Annotated in this window: 16 protein-coding genes; 14 read left to right on the top strand and 2 right to left on the bottom strand. The window is 63.7% G+C overall.

Features of this window, described 5'->3' with window-relative positions; all coding sequences use genetic code 11:
* The first annotated feature begins 1 nt into the window (after window position 1).
* From nuoF to ASE70_RS02090, 13 genes are all read left to right on the top strand, one after another.
* Window positions 2-1,306, top strand: a complete 1,305-nt coding sequence (gene nuoF / locus ASE70_RS02030; protein ID WP_056500923.1) for an NADH-quinone oxidoreductase subunit NuoF — start codon at window positions 2-4, stop codon at window positions 1,304-1,306.
* On the top strand, window positions 1,306-3,321 hold the full coding sequence (gene nuoG, locus ASE70_RS02035; protein ID WP_056400640.1) for an NADH-quinone oxidoreductase subunit NuoG: 2,016 nt from the start codon (window positions 1,306-1,308) through the stop codon (window positions 3,319-3,321). Before nuoF ends, nuoG begins: the two co-directional genes overlap by 1 nt.
* A 26-nt stretch (window positions 3,322-3,347) precedes the next feature.
* The gene (gene nuoH / locus ASE70_RS02040; RefSeq protein ID WP_414882173.1) at window positions 3,348-4,373 is read left to right on the top strand and encodes an NADH-quinone oxidoreductase subunit NuoH; all 1,026 of its coding nucleotides are present in this window, start codon (window positions 3,348-3,350) and stop codon (window positions 4,371-4,373) included.
* Window positions 4,370-4,855 carry an NADH-quinone oxidoreductase subunit NuoI gene (gene nuoI, locus ASE70_RS02045; RefSeq protein ID WP_055999366.1) on the top strand — a complete coding sequence of 162 codons (486 nt, stop codon included), beginning with the start codon at window positions 4,370-4,372 and terminating at the stop codon, window positions 4,853-4,855. The genes nuoH and nuoI overlap by 4 nt, the downstream gene beginning before the upstream one ends.
* Before the next feature lie 112 nt (window positions 4,856-4,967).
* The gene (locus tag ASE70_RS02050; RefSeq protein WP_056400637.1) at window positions 4,968-5,579 is read left to right on the top strand and encodes an NADH-quinone oxidoreductase subunit J; all 612 of its coding nucleotides are present in this window, start codon (window positions 4,968-4,970) and stop codon (window positions 5,577-5,579) included.
* Window positions 5,576-5,881 carry an NADH-quinone oxidoreductase subunit NuoK gene (gene nuoK, locus ASE70_RS02055; protein ID WP_055755914.1) on the top strand — a complete coding sequence of 102 codons (306 nt, stop codon included), beginning with the start codon at window positions 5,576-5,578 and terminating at the stop codon, window positions 5,879-5,881. Before ASE70_RS02050 ends, nuoK begins: the two co-directional genes overlap by 4 nt.
* Window positions 5,882-5,915: 34 nt before the next feature.
* Window positions 5,916-8,003, top strand: a complete 2,088-nt coding sequence (nuoL, locus tag ASE70_RS02060; RefSeq protein WP_056500928.1) for an NADH-quinone oxidoreductase subunit L — start codon at window positions 5,916-5,918, stop codon at window positions 8,001-8,003.
* Between the two features lie 37 nt (window positions 8,004-8,040).
* Window positions 8,041-9,609 carry an NADH-quinone oxidoreductase subunit M gene (locus tag ASE70_RS02065; RefSeq protein ID WP_056500931.1) on the top strand — a complete coding sequence of 523 codons (1,569 nt, stop codon included), beginning with the start codon at window positions 8,041-8,043 and terminating at the stop codon, window positions 9,607-9,609.
* Window positions 9,609-11,054, top strand: a complete 1,446-nt coding sequence (nuoN, locus tag ASE70_RS02070; protein ID WP_056500934.1) for an NADH-quinone oxidoreductase subunit NuoN — start codon at window positions 9,609-9,611, stop codon at window positions 11,052-11,054. Before ASE70_RS02065 ends, nuoN begins: the two co-directional genes overlap by 1 nt.
* Entirely contained in the window at window positions 11,021-11,749 is a 729-nt protein-coding gene (locus ASE70_RS02075) for a biotin--[acetyl-CoA-carboxylase] ligase (protein ID WP_235519522.1), read from the top strand. The genes nuoN and ASE70_RS02075 overlap by 34 nt, the downstream gene beginning before the upstream one ends.
* A gap of 107 nt (window positions 11,750-11,856) precedes the next feature.
* A complete protein-coding gene (locus ASE70_RS02080) occupies window positions 11,857-12,648 on the top strand; it encodes a type III pantothenate kinase (protein WP_056500936.1) in 792 nt (263 codons plus the stop codon).
* Between the two features lie 45 nt (window positions 12,649-12,693).
* A complete protein-coding gene (locus ASE70_RS02085; protein ID WP_056500939.1) occupies window positions 12,694-14,334 on the top strand; it encodes a ribonuclease J in 1,641 nt (546 codons plus the stop codon).
* 10 nt (window positions 14,335-14,344) lie between these two features.
* Entirely contained in the window at window positions 14,345-14,605 is a 261-nt protein-coding gene (locus tag ASE70_RS02090; RefSeq protein ID WP_056500941.1) for a DUF1467 family protein, read from the top strand.
* A 221-nt stretch (window positions 14,606-14,826) separates the two neighbouring features.
* Here ASE70_RS02090 and ASE70_RS20270 read toward each other — a convergent pair whose 3' ends face one another.
* Window positions 14,827-15,099 (bottom strand): AAA family ATPase, encoded by a 273-nt coding sequence (locus ASE70_RS20270; protein ID WP_200925585.1) that lies wholly within the window; start codon window positions 15,097-15,099, stop codon window positions 14,827-14,829.
* A 131-nt stretch (window positions 15,100-15,230) separates the two neighbouring features.
* Window positions 15,231-17,504, bottom strand: a complete 2,274-nt coding sequence (locus tag ASE70_RS02095; protein ID WP_056500944.1) for a hypothetical protein — start codon at window positions 17,502-17,504, stop codon at window positions 15,231-15,233.
* A 97-nt stretch (window positions 17,505-17,601) separates the two neighbouring features.
* Between ASE70_RS02095 and ASE70_RS02100 the strand changes: the two genes are divergently transcribed.
* Window positions 17,602-17,892 carry a hypothetical protein gene (locus tag ASE70_RS02100; RefSeq protein WP_056400608.1) on the top strand — a complete coding sequence of 97 codons (291 nt, stop codon included), beginning with the start codon at window positions 17,602-17,604 and terminating at the stop codon, window positions 17,890-17,892.
* Window positions 17,893-17,917: the final 25 nt, after the last annotated feature.

A 17,917-nucleotide genomic window follows, 5' to 3' on the forward strand; every position in this document is an offset into this window, starting at 1 on the left:
GATGCTGGCCGACAAGGATCGCATCTTCACCAACGTGTACGGGTTCCAGCCATGGAACCTCGACGCCGCCGTGATGCGGGGCGACTGGGACAATACCAAGGCGCTGTTGCAGCTTGGTCCCGACACGATCATCGACCGGATCAAGGCATCGGGCCTGCGCGGTCGCGGCGGGGCAGGGTTTCCGACCGGCACCAAATGGTCGTTCATGCCGAAGGCGCCCAAGCCCGACCGGCCGAACTTCCTCGTCATCAACGCCGACGAGTCCGAGCCGGGGTCGTGCAAGGACCGCGAGATCATCCGCCACGATCCGCACAAGCTGATCGAGGGCGCACTGGTCGCGGGCTTCGCGATGCGCGCGCGGGCTGCCTATATCTACATTCGCGGCGAATATATCCGCGAGGCCGAAACGCTGTTCGCTGCGATCGCCGAAGCCTATGCCAAGGGGCTGCTGGGCAAGAATGCCTGTGGCTCGGGTTATGATTTCGACGTCTTCGCGCACCGTGGTGCTGGCGCCTACATCTGCGGCGAAGAGACCGCGATGCTGGAGTCGCTGGAAGGCAAGAAGGGCCAGCCCCGGCTGAAACCGCCCTTCCCGGCGGGCGCAGGTCTCTATGGTTGCCCGACGACGGTCAACAATGTCGAATCGATTGCAGTGGTGCCGACGATCCTGCGCCGCAGTCCCGAATGGTTCGCCAGCTTCGGCGCGGAGAACAACCGCGGGACCAAGCTGTTCCAGATCAGCGGGCATGTTAACCGGCCGTGCGTCGTCGAGGAATCGATGAGCATCCCGTTCCGCGAGCTGATCGACAAGCATTGCGGCGGCATCCGCGGTGGCTGGGACAATCTGCTTTGCGTCATTCCTGGCGGATCGTCGGTGCCGCTGGTCAAGGCCGAGCATATCATCGACGCACCGATGGATTTCGATGGCCTCAAGGCGGTCGGTTCGGGTCTCGGCACTGCGGCGGTGATCGTCATGGACAAGTCGACCGACGTCGTCCGCGCGATCAGCCGGCTCAGCTACTTCTACAAGCATGAGAGCTGCGGTCAGTGCACGCCGTGCCGCGAAGGTACGGGCTGGATGTGGCGAGTGATGGAACGGCTGCGCACCGGCGATGCCGACATCTCCGAGATCGACATGCTGCAACAGGTTACGAAGCAGGTCGAAGGTCATACCATCTGCGCGCTCGGCGACGCGGCGGCGTGGCCGATCCAGGGCCTGATCAAGAATTTCCGTCCGGAAATCGAACGGCGGATCAACGAGAAGCGCGGCGGCGGCATGTCGCCCATGATGGAAGCGGCCGAATAATGCCGAAGGTAAAAGTAGACGGGGTCGAAGTCGAAGTGCCGCAAGGCGCTACCGTACTTCAGGCATGCGAAGCGGCGGGGAAGGAAATTCCACGCTTCTGCTATCACGAGCGGCTGTCGATCGCCGGCAATTGCCGGATGTGTCTGGTCGAGGTGAAGCCGGGGCCGCCCAAGCCGCAGGCCTCCTGCGCACTGCCCGCTGCCGACAATCAGGAAATCCGCACCGACAGCGCGATGGTGAAGGCCGCGCGCGAAGGTGTGATGGAATTCCTGCTCATCAACCATCCGCTCGACTGCCCGATCTGCGATCAGGGTGGCGAATGCGACCTGCAGGACCAGTCGGTCGCGTACGGTCGTGGCCATTCGCGCTATGACGAGAACAAGCGCGCCGTCACCGAAAAATATATGGGACCGATCGTCAAGACGGTGATGACGCGCTGCATCCAGTGCACGCGCTGCATCCGCTTTGCCGAGGAAGTCGCCGGGGTCGAGGAAATCGGCGCGATCTATCGCGGCGAGAATATGCAGATCACCAGCTATCTCGAGCAGGCGGTATCGAGCGAGCTGTCGGGCAACATCGTCGATCTGTGCCCGGTCGGTGCGCTGACGTCGAAGCCCTATGCGTTCGAGGCGCGTCCGTGGGAGCTCAAGAAGACGCTCGCTATCGACGTGATGGACGCGGTCGGCACCAACATCCGTCTCGACAGCCGTGGCCGACAGGTGTTGCGTTGTGTTCCGCGGATCAACGAAGACGTGAACGAGGAATGGGCGCACGACAAGACGCGCCACGCCGTCGATGGTCTCGTCCGTCGCCGTCTCGACAAGCCTTATGTCCGCAAGGACGGCAAGCTGGTCGCGGCCGAATGGGACGACGCCTTCGCTGCCATCGCGGCGGCCAATGCGGGATCGTCGGTTGCGGCGATCGCGGGCGACCTGCTCGATTGCGAGACCATGTTCGCGGCCAAGGCGCTGGTGAACGCGCTGGGTTCGTCGCTGCTCGAAGGGCGGCAGACGGGCATGGATTATGACGTCACCAATCTCGGGGCCGTCGCGTTCAACTCGACGATCGCCGGTGTCGAGGATGCCGATGCGATCCTGCTGGTCGGGACCGACCTGCGCCACGAAGCACCCCTCATCAACACGCGTGTCCGCAAGGCGATCAAGAAGGGCGCACGCGTGTTCGCGATCGGCCCCAATGTCGATCTGACCTACAAGGCGGAGTGGCTGGGCGACGATCTCGGTCTGCTCGGCGGCCTGCCCGACCGTGCGGCCGAAGCGATGGATGCGGCCAAGCGGCCGATGGTCATCGTCGGTCCCGCGGCGCTCCGGAACGGTCACGGCGCGGCGTTGAAGCTTGCGCAGGACGGCAATCTGGTCCGGACGCTCGAGGATGGCACGACGTGGAACGGCTTCAACGTCGTCCACCTCGCTGCCGCCCGCATGGGTGCCTTGATGCTCGGCTATGCGCAGCCGGGTGGCATCGCCGATATCGTCGCCGCGAACCCGAAGCTGGTATTCTTCCTCGGTGCCGACGAAGTGGACTTCGCCAAGTTCGCTGGCGCGATGAAGGTGTATATCGGCCATCATGGCGACAAGGGTGCTGTGGCGGCCGATATCGTCCTGCCGGGGGCGAGCTACGCGGAAAAGGCCGGCACCTATGTCAATATGGAAGGCCGTGTGCAGCGTGGCGACCGTGCGGTGTTCCCGCCGGGCGACGCGCGCGAGGACTGGACGATTTTCCGCGCACTGGCGGAAGTGCTCGGCGTGACGCTGCCGTTCGATGATTTCAACGGCGTGCGGGCGGCGATGGCATTGGCCGTACCCGAACTGGGTCGGGAGGGTCTGGTACGGTTTGACTGGAACCCGCCGGTACTCGACGCTAAGGGCTCGGGGACGGTGACCTATCCGGTGACCGACTTCTATCTGACCAACGCGATCTGCCGGGCCAGTCCGACGATGCAGCGTTGTTCGGCCGAACTTGTCCATGGCCAGGATTTCGCGGAGGCCGCCGAGTGACCTCGTTTTTCGAAACTACCGTCGGCATGCCCTATGGCTGGGCCTGGACCGTCGCGACGCTGATTGGCATTCTGGTCATCGCCTTGCCGCTGATGCTGGCGGTGGCGATGATCATTTACGCCGATCGCAAGATCTGGGCGGCGATGGCGCTGCGTCGCGGTCCCAACGTCGTCGGCCCGTTCGGCCTTCTCCAGTCGTTTGCCGACGGCCTGAAGGTGTTCCTGCAGGAGACGATCGTCCCGTCGTCGGCCAATCGTGGCCTGTTCCTGCTGGCACCAATCATCACCTTCACCGTCGCGCTGATCGTGTGGGCAGTGATCCCGTTCGATGTCGGCGTGGTGGTCGCCGACATCAATGTCGGTCTGCTCTACATTCTCGCCGCATCGTCGCTGGGGGTGTACGGCGTCATCATTTCGGGTTGGGCGTCGAACTCGAAATACCCGTTCTATTCGGCGCTGCGTGCCGCCGCGCAGATGGTCAGCTATGAGGTCGCGATCGGCTTCGTGCTGCTTTCTGTAGTGTTGTGGGCCGGATCGTTCAACCTGACGACGATCGTCCTCGAACAGCGGGCACATATCTTCGGCTTCATCAATGGCTTCGGTTTCAACCCGTTGCTGTTTCCAATGGCGGTCGTGTTCCTGATTTCCTCGCTTGCCGAGACGGCGCGCGCGCCGTTCGATCTGACCGAGGCGGAATCGGAACTGGTCGCGGGCTATCAGACCGAATATTCGTCGATGGCGTTCGCGCTGTTCTGGCTCGGCGAATATGCCAACGTCATTCTGATGTGCGCGCTCAACGCGCTGCTGTTCTGGGGCGGTTGGCTGCCGCCGGTCGATTGGGCTCCGCTCTATTTCGTGCCGGGCATCATCTGGTTCCTTGCCAAGACGTTCTTCTTCTTCTTCGTGTTCAGCTGGATCAAGGCGACGGTGCCCCGGTACCGCTATGACCAGCTGATGCGGCTGGGCTGGAAGATTTTCCTGCCGCTGTCGCTGACCTTCGTTTTCCTCGTGTCGGGCTGGCTGATGATCCAGCGCGTAGGATTGCCAGCATGAGTATCGCCCAGACCATCCGATCGTTCACCCTGTGGGAGTTCGTGAAGGCGCACGCGCTGACGCTGCGGTACTTCTTCAAGGCCAAGGCAACGATCAACTATCCGTACGAGAAGAATCCGATCTCGCCCCGCTTCCGCGGCGAGCATGCGCTGCGTCGCTATCCCAATGGCGAAGAGCGTTGCATCGCGTGCAAGCTGTGTGAGGCGGTTTGTCCCGCGCTGGCGATCACGATCGAGGCTGAACCGCGTCAGGACGGCAGCCGCCGGACGACCCGCTACGACATCGACATGACCAAGTGCATCTATTGCGGCTTGTGTCAGGAGGCCTGCCCGGTCGACGCGATCGTAGAAGGCCCGAATTTCGAATTCGCTACCGAAACGCGCGAAGAGTTGATCTATCACAAGGACAAGCTGCTCGCGAATGGTGACCGTTGGGAACGCGCGATTGCTGCGAACCTTGCGAGCGACGCGCCCTATCGGTAATGGCGCGCATATTCCGTACCGGCGGGGACGAGAGACCTCGCTTCGCCGGCCAATCGATTAGCGTTTCGTCCCGCAGCATCACGCGGGGCGGGCAGGGGGAAGAGCAGCGCTCGTGATCCAGACACTCGCCTTCTATCTGTTCGCCACGGTCGTGGTGGCATCGGCTGCGCTGACGATCACGTCGCGCAACCCGGTCCATTCGGTGCTGTGGCTGATCCTCGCCTTCTTCAACGCGGCGGGCCTGATGGTCCTTTGCGGGGCTGAATTCATCGCGATGCTCCTCGTCATCGTCTATGTCGGCGCGGTCGCTGTCCTGTTTCTGTTCGTGGTCATGATGCTCGACATCGACTTCACCGAACTGCGCGCCGGCTTCGTCCGCTATCTGCCAGCGGGCCTTGCGCTGGCGGTGCTGCTTGCGGTCGAACTCATCGTCGGTGCCTATGCGTGGACGGCCGCCCGGATCGACCTTGCGCGGCGCATCGCGCCCACCGAAGCGGCGGTGCCGAATATCGAGGCGATCGGGCGGCTGCTCTATTCGCGATATCTCTACGTCTTCGAAGGCGTCGGGCTGGTGCTGCTGGTCGCGATGATCGGTGCGATCGTCCTGACCCAGCGCAAGCGGGCGGATGCCAAGGCGCAGAACATCAATCGCCAGATCAATCGTCGGGCGAAGGATGCCATCCGCAACGTCAATCAGCCCATCGGGCAGGGGGTGGAGCTGTGATCGGACTGACCCATTATCTGGTCGTCGCGGCGATCCTGTTTACGCTGGGGGTGCTCGGCATCTTCCTGAACCGCAAAAATCTGATCGTCATCCTGATGTCGATCGAGTTGATCCTGCTGGCGGTGAACATCAATTTCGTGGCCTTCTCGGCGCAGTTGGGCGACCTCGTCGGTCAGATTTTCGCGATGTTCGTGCTGGCGGTCGCCGCGGGGGAGAGCGCGATCGGTCTGGCCATCATGGTCATCTATTTCCGTGGTCGCGGTTCCATCGCGGTCGACGACGTCAACCGGATGAAGGGGTGATGCCGGTGGCTTTTCGGTTTTCGGGGGTGCTTTCGTGAGCGCCATCCATATCGTCGTGTTCCTGCCGCTGCTGGCGTCGATCGTCGCGGGGCTGGCCAACCGCGCCTTCGGTATCGCGGTGCCGAAAATCATCACGACCGCCGGACTGTTGATCGCGGCCGCGCTGTCGTGGTCGATCTTCATTCCGTTCCTGACCGGCGCGGCGCAGGCGAACGTCGCGCAGGTGTCGACCTGGATTCTGTCGGGCGGCATGGACATCGCGTGGGAATTGCGGGTCGATCCGCTGACCGCGGTTATGCTGGTCGTCATCACCAGCGTGTCGGCGCTCGTCCACCTCTATAGCTGGGGCTATATGAGCGAGGACCCCGATCAGCCGCGCTTTTTTGCCTATCTCTCGCTGTTCACCTTCGCGATGCTGATGCTGGTGACCGCGAACAACCTGGTACAGATGTTCTTCGGTTGGGAAGGTGTCGGTCTGGCATCGTACCTGCTGATCGGTTTCTGGTTCCGCAAGCCATCGGCAAATGCCGCGGCGATCAAGGCGTTCGTTGTCAACCGCGTCGGCGATCTGGGCTTCATGCTCGGCATCTTCGGCACTTATCTGGTGTTCGGCACGATCTCGATCCCGGCGATCCTCGAGGCCGCGCCGTCGATGGCCGGCTCGACGATCGGTTTCCTGTGGTTCCGCGCCGACACGATGACGGTGCTCTGCCTGCTGCTGTTCGTCGGCGCGATGGGCAAGTCGGCACAGCTCGGACTTCACACTTGGTTGCCGGACGCGATGGAAGGTCCGACCCCGGTGTCGGCGCTGATCCACGCCGCGACGATGGTTACCGCCGGCGTGTTCATGGTGTGCCGTCTGTCGCCGATGTTCGAAACCTCGCCGACCGCGCTGGCCGTAGTAACCGGTGTCGGTGCCGCGACCTGCCTGTTCGCGGCGACGATCGGGTTGGTCCAGACCGACATCAAGCGGGTCATCGCCTATTCGACCTGCTCGCAGCTCGGCTATATGTTCTTTGCGGCGGGTGTCGGGGCTTACGGCGCGGCGATGTTTCACCTATTCACGCACGCCTTTTTCAAGGCGTTGCTGTTCCTCGGTGCCGGCTCGGTTATCCATGCGATGCACCACGAACAGGACATGCGCTATTACGGGGGCCTGCGGAAGCATATTCCGCTGACCTTCTGGGCGATGATGGCGGGCACACTCGCGATCACCGGTGTCGGCATCTACGAAGTGGGCGGTTTTGCCGGCTATCACTCGAAGGACGCGATCCTCGAAGCGGCGTGGGCGGCGGGTCCGCGCGGCTATGGTGCCTTCTATGTCGGTACCTTCGCAGCGTTGCTCACCAGCTTCTATTCGTGGCGGCTGATGTTCCTGACCTTCTTCGGCAAACCGCGCTGGGCCGGGTCGGAACATATCCAGCATGCGGTCCATGATGCGCACGGTCATCATGGGCATGACGATCATGCCCATCACGATGCGCATCCGGCAGCCGAAGACGCGGGTCATGCCCCGTCGACGCACGACGCCCATGCCACCGATGTCGTCGAAGGTACGGCGGGCTATCATCCGCATGAGAGCCCGATCGTGATGCTCATCCCGCTGATCGTGCTGACGGTCGGCGCGGTCGCTGCCGGTTATGTGTTCAACCATTGGTTCATCGGCGGTGACGCCGGCGAGGCCTTCTGGAAGGGCAGCCTGTTCTACAACGAGCATCTGATGCACGCGATGCACCAGGTGCCGTTGCTGGTGAAGCTGGCCGCGACGATCGTGATGCTGATCGGTCTGGCGAGTGCATTTTACGTCTATATCCTGCGGCCGGGCACGGCGGCGGCGATTGCAGACACGTTCCGCGTGCTGCACCGCTTCCTGCTCAACAAATGGTATTTCGACGAGCTGTATCATCTGCTGTTCGTCCGCCCGGCCTTTGCGTTTGGCCGTTTCTTCTGGAAGCGTGGCGACGAACAGACGATCAACCGCTTCGGTCCAGATGGTTCGGCGGCGCTGGTCGGCTTTTCGAGCCGCCTCACGGTCCGGATGCAGACCGGCTATCTCTACACCTATGCCTTCGTCATGCTGATCGGCCTGACGGCGGCAGTTACCTGGGCGATCGCGTCGTGATGCGCGGTTTCAAGCAATTGGTTCGGGGGAATAACTCGTGAACGGCTTCCCGATCCTGTCGGTGATGCTGCTGGTACCGGCGGTCGCAGCGATGCTGTGCCTGTTCGTATCGGCGAACGGAGCACGCTGGACGGCGCTAATCGCCACGCTGGTCAACTTCGTGTTGGGCGTCCTACTTTGGGCCAGTTACGATATCGGCGGCGCGCAGTGGCAGTTTGTCGAGGCACCGGCGCTCGGTGACTTCGGCGTATTCCGCTACGCGCTGGGGATCGACGGTTTCGCGTTGATGCTGATCATGCTTAGCGTCTTCCTGATGCCGATCTGTATCGGCGCATCGTGGAAGTCGGTGACCAATCGCGTACCCGAATATATGGCGCTGTTCCTGAGCGTCGAGGTGCTGATGATCGGCACCTTCGCGGCGCAGGATCTGCTGCTGTTCTACGTGTTCTTCGAAGCCGGCCTGATCCCGATGTACCTGATCATCGGGATTTGGGGCGGGGCGAACCGCATCTACGCATCGTACAAGTTCTTCCTGTACACGCTGCTCGGCTCGCTGCTGATGCTGATCGCAATGATCTACATGATCCGCACGGCCGGTACCTCGGATATTCCGACGCTAATGGCGTATGATTTCCCGGTGCAGGTGCAGACGTGGCTGTGGCTCGCCTTCTTCGCGTCGTTCGCGGTCAAGATGCCGATGTGGCCGGTCCACACCTGGTTGCCCGACGCGCACGTGCAGGCACCGACCGCCGGTTCGGTCATTCTGGCGGGCGTGTTGCTGAAGCTCGGCGGATATGGCTTCCTGCGCTTCTCGCTGCCGATGTTCCCGGAGGCCTCGGGTCAGCTAACTTGGCTGATCCTGACGCTGTCAGCGATCGCGGTGGTCTACACGTCGCTCGTTGCGCTGGTGCAGTCGGACATGAAGAAGCTGATCGCCTACTCGTCGGTCGCGCACATGGCGATCGTGACCATAGGTCTGTTCGCCTTTAACCAGCAGGGCATCGAAGGCGCGATGATCGTGATGCTCAGCCACGGGCTGGTATCGGGCGCGCTGTTCCTGTGCGTCGGCATCATCTACGACCGACTGCACACGCGGGAGATCGCGCGCTATGGCGGTCTGGTGATCAACATGCCGCGCTATGCAGTGTTCTTCCTGCTGTTCACCATGGCGTCGATCGGTCTGCCGGGGACGTCAGGGTTTGTCGGCGAGTTTCTGAGCCTTGCCGGCACCTATCGGGTGTCGACCTGGGCGGCGCTGATCTGCACGACCGGCATCATTCTGGGCGCGGCCTATTCGCTGTACCTGTATCGCCGGATCGCGCTGGGCGACCTCGTCCATGACGATGTGAAGGCGATGCCCGATGTGTCGATGCGCGAGCTGGCGATGCTGGCCCCGATCGCGGCGGTGGTGTTGTGGATGGGCGTGTACCCGGAAAGCTTCATTGCCCCGATGCGCAACGACGTGACGCTGTTGCTGGCGCGGATCGAACGCGCGGCGCCGGCTTCGGACTCACGGCCGACCCCGGGCAACCCGGCGGCGGCGGCGGCGAAGGCCGCGGAACATGGAACGGGCGGCGGTGAAGCGGCGCACGGGGAATCGCACTGATGAGCTACGCCGAACAACTTTCGATGACCCTGCCCGAGCTGGTGCTCGCGGTCGGGGCGATCGTCCTGATGCTCGTATCGGCATGGGGCAAACAGGCGGCAACGCGCGGCGTCAGCATCGCGGCGGTCTTCGTACTGGCGGGGGCCGGCGTCGCGCTGATCGGTAACGGATCGTCGGGTGGTACGGCCTTTGATGGCATGTATCGCGCCGATGCCTTTGCCGCGTTTGCCAAGGTACTGATCTATTTCGCATCGGCCGTCGCGATCATCATCGCGCCCCGCTTTTTCGAACGGACCAGCGGCGACGACCTGAAGCCTGAATATCCGGTGCTGATCCTGTTGTCGGCCTGCGGCATGGGCATGATGGTGTCGGCGTCGGATCTGCTGCTGCTGTATGTCGGGCTCGAACTGCAGAGCCTTGCGGCCTATGTGCTGGCCAGCTTCATGCGCCGGGACACGCGTTCGGCCGAGGCGGGCCTGAAGTATTTCGTGCTGGGTGCGCTGGCGTCGGGCATCCTGCTCTATGGCATCAGCCTGGTGTATGGCTTCTCCGGCACAACGTTGTTCACCGATATCGCGACGGCCTATGCCGGGCCGCGGAACATGGGCCTGCTGTTCGGGCTGGTATTCGTGTTCGCCGGGATTGCCTTCAAGCTGGCGGCGGTGCCGTTCCACATGTGGACGCCGGACGTGTATGAGGGCGCACCGACCCCGGTGACCGCGTTCTTCGCGTCGGCACCCAAGGTCGCGGCGATGGCGATGGCGTTGCGCGTTGCGGTTGAGGCGATGGGCCCGGCGGTGGACCAGTGGCGGCAGATTGTGGTCTTTGCGGCACTCGCCTCGATCGTGCTCGGTGCGGTCGGCGCGATCGGTCAGACGAACGTCAAGCGGCTGCTGGCCTATTCGTCGATCAACAATGTCGGCTTCGCGCTGATCGGCCTGGCCGCGGGGTCGTCGCAGGGCGTGGCGGGTGTGTTGTTCTATCTGGCGGTTTATGTCGTCATGACGCTGGGCTCGTTTCTCGTCGTCCTGCAGATGCGGGGCAGCGATGGGCAGCCGCTGGAAACGCTGGCCAGCCTTTCGGGTCTGTCGCGGACGCGTCCGGCGCTCGCGCTGGCGCTGGCGATCTTCATGTTCTCGCTCGCCGGTATCCCGCCGCTGTTCGGCTTCTGGGCCAAATACGCGGTGTTCGATGCGGCGGTGCAGGCCGGCCTGTTCCCGCTGGCGGTCATCGGTATCGCGGCGTCGACGATCGGTGCCTATTATTATCTCCGCGTCGTCAAGACGATGTACTTCGATGAGCCGGCACCCGAGTTCCTGCGTGAACCGGCACTGGTCGAGGGAGGCTTGACGCTTGCGGCGGCGGTCGTGATCTCGCCGGTCAGCCTGTTCCTGATCCCGGCACTGTCGGCGTGGTCGCTGACGGCGGCTCGGGCACTGTTCTGACGATCCGCGTTGTCGGCGAGACCGGGTCGACCAATGCCGACCTGATCGCCGCTGCCGCGACCGGGGCGGAGGAAGGCCTCTGGTTGCGGGCCGAACGTCAATCGGCCGGACGAGGGCGGTTGGGGCGGAAATGGGCGGACGGTGCGGGCAATTTGTTCGCCAGCACGATCGTCCGGTTGCGCCCGCATGACCCGCCAGCGCATACCCTGACGCTGGTCGCCGCGGTCGCGCTGGCCGAAGCGGTTGCGGCGTTTGCGCCGGGGATCGCGACGATCAAATGGCCGAATGATCTGATGGTTGGCGATGCGAAGCTGTCGGGTATCCTGCTCGAACGGTCCGGCAATGCGGTGGTCATCGGCTTCGGCGTCAATCTTTCCTCGCATCCGATGCTTCACGATCGTCCGACGACTTGTCTCGCGGCGGAAGGTTTAAGCGTTGGGTCGGACGCGTTGCTCGCGGAACTGCGCGACCGTTTTTCGGCCTGGGTCGCACTATGGCGGACGGACGATCCGTCGATTGTCCGCATCGCCTGGGAAAAAATGGCCCATCCCGCCGGCACTGTGCTTCGGGTACGCTTGCCCGACGGTCGTCAGCAGTCGGGACGGTTCGACGGCCTCCAAGCCGATGGAGCGTTGCGGCTGATCGATGAGGGCGGCAAGCCGGTGATCGTCCACGCCGGCGATGTTTCGGCGTGACGCGATCGTTACAATGCGTGTGCGGCCTTGCGGAGCGCTTGTCGTGGCCCGCCGCACGCTCTAGCGGGAAGGAGAACCACGCCGGTCGGGCGTGACGGGGAAGTTCGATGCTGCTTGCGATCGATGCCGGCAATACCAACATCGTCTTCGCACTGGTCGATGGCGAGGTGATCGTCGCGCGCTGGCGCATCGCGACTGATCCGCGACGGACGGCGGACGAATATGCGGTATGGCTGAGCCAGCTGCTGGCATTGGGCGGTCGTGACCGGTCGGTGGTAGAGGCAGTGATTATCGGCACGGTCGTCCCGCGCGCGCTGCATAACCTCGAAGTGCTCGCCAGCAAGTATTTCGGAGTCGAGGCCCTCGTTGCCGGGCGCGGCGCGGCGACATTCGGCATCGCGCTCGATGTCGAAGAGCCGCATACGGTCGGTGCCGATCGCGCGTTGAATGCGATCGCGGCGCATGCGGCCCATCCGGGCGATCTGATCGTCGTCGATTTCGGCACGGCCGCGACGTTCGACGTAGTTGCTTATACCGGAGCGTATAAAGGCGGGATCATCGCGCCGGGTATCAACCTGTCGCTCGATGCGCTGGTGACGGCGGCGGCCAAGCTGCCGCGCATTGCGATCGAAGCGCCAGCGTCGAAGACGGTGATCGGCCGCAATACCGCCGATCAGATGCACATCGGCATTTATTGGGGCTATATCGCGATGATCGAGGGGCTGGTCGCGCGGATGAAGGCGGAAATCGGCCGCCCGGTTCGTGTGATCGCCACCGGCGGGCTGGCGATCCTGTTCGAGAAACATACGCAGGTCTTCGATTCGATCGAACAAGACCTGACGATCACGGGACTGGCGATGCTGTGGCGCCGCACCCATATTTCTGCAGCAACGTACTGAACGAAACCCAACCCGCGAATGGGCGCGGGCATTGAAAGAGATTGAGTGACACCAAAGAAAGAACTGTTGTTCGTCGCGCTTGGCGGGTCGGGCGAAATCGGCATGAACGTCAACCTGTACGGGACCGCCGGCAAATGGCTGATGGTCGATTGCGGCGTGACGTTCGCCGATCCGGGCTATCCCGGCATCGACGTGATGCTGCCCGACCTGCAATTCATCGAGGAACGCGGCGATCAGCTGCTCGGCATCGTCATCACCCATGGCCATGAGGACCATATCGGCGCGCTGCCCTATCTGGCCGCCGATCTCGGCGTGCCGATCTATGCGACGCCGTTCACGGCCGGTCTGATCCGCGGCAAGCTGGACGAAGAAGGCATTGCCGATCGGGTGAAGCTGAAGATCGTGCAGCTGGGTGGTGACGTTAATGTCGGTCCGTTCGGCGTCCGCTTCGTACCGATGGCGCATTCGATCCCCGAGTCGACCTCGCTGGTCATTTCCACGCCGCACGGCAAGGTATTCCATTCGGGCGACTGGAAGCTCGACGATCAACCGATGGTCGCGACGCCGGCCAGCCCGGCCGAACTCACCGCGATCGGCGATGAGGGCATCCTCGCGCTAGTGTGCGATTCGACGAATGTCTTCAATACCGAGGCATCGGGATCGGAAGCCGACGTTCGCAAGGGGCTGTTCGAACAGATCGCCTCTGCCGAAGGGCGGCGGGTGATGGTCACCAGCTTCGCGTCCAATGCCGCGCGACTGCATACGCTGGGCGAGGTCGCACGCGACACCAACCGCAAGGTTTGCGTGGCGGGCCGTTCGCTCGACCGCATTCTGAAGGTCGCCAAGGCGACGGGCTATCTGAAGAGTTTCCCGCAGACCGTCGATTTCGACACGGCGATGCGGCTGCCACGCGATCAGGTCCTGATCATCGCGACCGGTGGGCAGGGCGAACAGCGCGCGGCGCTGGCCCGGATCGCCAATCGGGAACATCAGCTCAGCCTCCAGTCCGGCGACCGGGTCATCTTCTCGTCGAAGCAGATCCCCGGCAACGAAGTCGCGATCGGTCGCATCCAGAACCAGCTTGCTGCGGCCGGGATCGAAATGGTCACCGATCGGCAGGCGCATGTCCATGTCTCGGGCCATCCCGGTCGGCCGGAACTGGCCAAGCTCTATGGCTGGCTGCGTCCGAAGGTTCTCGTGCCAGTCCATGGCGAGATGCGCCACCTGATGGAGCATGCCCGGTTCGCCCTGTCGCAGGGCATCGGTCAGACGCTGGTTCAGACCAATGGCGATATCGTACGTCTCGCGCCGGGCAATCCGACCAAGGTCGGACAGGCGGCCGTTGGGCGACTGGCGCTGGATGGCGACGTCATTCTGCCGGCGGACGGCACGACGATCAACGAACGCCGCAAACTGGCGGCGTTCGGCCATATGTCGGTAGCGGTCGCGATTGACCGGCGCGGGCAGTTGATCGGTCAGCCGCAGATCCGGGTACAGGGCGTACCGGTCGAAGAAGACCGCGAACCCTTCCTCGAGGAAGCGGTCGATGCAGCGGCAGAGACGGTCGCGGCCAAGGGGCGGGAGCGGTCCAAGCTGCCGGAAGCGATCCGCCTTGCGGTTCGCCGCGTCGCAACGCGCTGGACCGGCAAGAAGCCGGTCGTCGACGTGCTGATCATTCCGGCCTGACGAGCGACGCATGACCTGGCAATCGGCGCTCGCCATCTACCTGCTGTTCTGGGTGCTGGCGATGTTTCTGGTGTTGCCGTTCGGGGTTCGCACGACGCAGGAAGCGGGCGAACCCCCGGTGCCGGGACAGGCCGACAGCGCACCATCGGGGTTCCACTTCGGGCAGATGGCGTGGCGGACGACATTGGTATCCGCAGTGCTGTTCGGCGGCTTCTACCTCAACTACGTTTATGGTTGGGTGACCGCCGACATGCTGAATCTCTACAATTAGGCGACGTCCAATCGATCATGGTTTCGACCAGGTCGTGCGTGCGGGTCGCAAGTGATTTCACGATACAGGCGAAAATGGCTGGTTTCCTCCAGCGTCGTCGGGCGCACGCCGAAGTGCTTGGCTTGCTCATGGATCGGCGTCGGGCAGTACCATCAAGATCGGCGAGTGGGTCGCCATGATGACCTGACAGGTGCCCCCGCGTTGCAGGGTACGGAGCAGCTTCAGGAAATCGAACTGCCTGGAGTCCGGTTCGTCGAGAAGGAACAGTCCCCCTTCGCACAATCGTTCCTCGAAGACATAGAGGAAGCCTTCGTCGTGCCCTGCGCACCGCCGCCTTCGCCAAAACCGGCCATCGTCGCGATCGCTTCGAGCAGCGTCGACTTTCCCGAACCATTCTCGTCGACGAGAATGGTGATCGGTTTTTCGAACGTCAGATCGAAGAGTCCGTTTGAAAAGGCACCGCCTGCGAAACTCGCTTTACCACGAGTTTTCAAACAACCTCGAAGCCGCCGTCGAACATGATCGGCAGCGAAAAGGGATAGGCGCTCGGGTCCTGTGCCGCCAGCGCATCGTCGGTCAGCCAGACACGCACGTTCGGCGTGCCATCACGTCCCCGGCAAAACCGTTAGTTCCGCAACCGCTCGATCGCCTGCGCCAGCACGACGTACAGCTTGCCCATGTCCGACGACAACAGGGTCACACCCATCGGCGATCCGTCGCGCAAGCCGAGGATCTGACGCAGCATCGTCTCGAAATCGTGAATGTATCGGTTCACCTGATCGCGGAAGCCGGGATCGGCATCGTACAAGGCGGCGATCTCGCGTGCCTGCGTCCCGTCGACCAGCCGCACCGCACGCCGGGTGAAGACGCCGCGATCACCCTTTAGATAAGCGGCCCATGCCGTATCGGAGACATCGGTCGACAGCGACCGTGCGATGTCGATCGCGGCCGAGTTCATTGCCTCGATCAACAGCGAAACGCGGCGCGAAAATTGGTCGCTGTTGGCGGTTTCTTGTTCGGCGCGGGCCGTGGCCATGCGTTCGTCAAATTGTTTACTGTTGTCGACGATGTCGAGCATCTGCCGCGACAGCCGTTCCGATGCCTCGATCGCCGAGGCGACGGCGTGATTGGCGATGGCGGACAATTCCGCGACCTGTCCCGTCACCGCGCTGTCGACGGCGTTGGCGAGCGCGCGCGCACCGCGTATTTCCAGATCGCGGGCAGCATCGGGCAGGACCTTCGCCAGCGTCTCGCGAGCCTGTTCGCTCGCCGCTTCGGCGGTATCGCGAATGCGGAGCATCGCTTCGGTCAGGCGCGGCGCGGCGTCTTCGGCGAAGTGGATCGTCGTCGCGATGGTCTCGTCGACGATGGTACGGACATTCTCGATCCGGTCGGCACCACGGTCGAGCGTGTCGAGCAGCGATTGCTGCACCGTCGACAGCGTGTCGCGCTGCATCGCCACGACCCCGGCAATCGCCTCGATCGCGTCGTGCGTGCTTTCGGCGGCGGTGACCAGCGCGAGCAGTTCGGGCTTGGACTGGGCGACGACGGCGCGACTGGCAGCGATGCGACTGTCGAGCCGGTCGAGCGCACCTGGCAGCGTTTCGTCCATCTCGCGCGCCGCCGCGTCGAGCGCGGTCAGGACTTCCTCGGCACTGGCGATCACGCGGCGGGCGGTACCGTCGCCATTGGCCAGCGCGTCGGCAAGGGCATCGGCCACCTGCGTCAGGGCAGCGACCGATCCGGCCACCGCCTGAGTCCGTTCGACCCCCGTCACCCGCAAGCGTTCGAAGCGATCATCGACCCCCGCCAGCCCGTCGTTCAGCAGGGTCAGCAGCGCCTCGCCGTCGCGACGCCGATCGTCTAGCCGTTCGGCGAGCAGGTGGATGGCGGCGTCGATCCTGCCGACACGATCGGCGAGCTGTTCGGCACCCTCGCGTCCGGCGCGTTCGATCGCCGATCCATTCGCCTCGATCATCGCGATCGTCGCATCGCCCTGCGCGGTGATCGCCTTGCGCGATTCGTCGATGGCGGCGGCAGCGCGTTCGAGCACCGCGTCGATCGCTTCGGACATGGTGGCGATGACCGATTCGAGGCGGACGCCGGCACTTTCGCTGGTCGCTTCCATCCGGTTCATATGCGCCGCCAGCCGCTGCGCCGCGCCCCCGGCCAGTTGATCGGCCTCCCGCGAGCGTTGCGCGACGACGACCAGTTGCGCGTCGAGCGCCGCAACCCGTTCGCTGGCCGACAGGCCGGTGGCCTCGACCAGCGCGGCCATTTCCGCTGCTTCGGCACGGGCGCGGGGCAGGGAGGACAGCACCGTCGCCAGCCGCTGTTGCGTGGCATCGGCCACCCGATCGAGCCGGCCGGCGGTCATGCCGATCGCCTCGACCTGTTCGCCCATCCCGGCACTGACGCCGCGCAGCCGATCGGTCGCACTGTCGCCCAGCGTCAGCAGCGATTGCGTCTGTTCGGCCAGTTCCCTGCGCGATTCCGACAATGTCTGTCGAACGCGGGCGATCACGACCTCCAAGGCTTGTGCCTCGGCCCGCATCGCCTGCGCGGTTGCGGCGAACCGCCGTGCCTCCGCCCGGCTGTTCCGACGAAGCAGCAGCCAGCCGACGCCGAGCAGCATCGGCGGCACGCACAGCGCGGCAATGAACGATACCAGCCCGATCGGCCCCAGCGCCGGCAGCGACGGCGCGCTCCATGCCAGCATCCCGCCGGTCCAGCCGAGCACCGCGATGCCGGCAAGCGTCGGTCCGATCCAGTTGCGCCGGATCGGTTCGGGTTCGGGGACAGCCTCCGCCAACCAGTGTTGCGCCTCGTCCTGCGCGACATGTTCGCCGTCGGAATGCTGGTGGTGCTGTTGCAGCTCCGTGATCGAACCCCCATTCATAACTGACCGTCTATCATGGTCGTCATCCGAACGACAGAGCGGTCGAACCGGTGGCCCGGTAACCTTCTTTTAACCTTTTGGGGCGTATTCTTAACCCATGGTCTATGATCCCGGAGCAATCGATGCGGCGCTGGCGGCGGCGTTGGGCGACGAACCCCAACTGATCGCGGAGCTTCGCCGTGCCTTTACCGAAAGCGCGAAGAAGGCGCTCAGCGCGTTGGATGCCGCCGATGCCGAAGGGTGGCAGCCGGCGGCACTCCGGCTGAAGGGACTGGCGGCGAGCTTCGGCGCGGTCGACCTGATGGGGCTGTCGGCGGCGGCTGCGGCGGCTCCGGCCGGCGATACGGTCGTGCTGGCGAAGCTGCACGAGGCGATCGACGATCTTTAAGGCCGGTCGACATTCAGCGATAACC

The organism is Sphingomonas sp. Leaf22 (assembly GCF_001421715.1).
In the GTDB taxonomy this organism is placed as follows: domain Bacteria; phylum Pseudomonadota; class Alphaproteobacteria; order Sphingomonadales; family Sphingomonadaceae; genus Sphingomonas.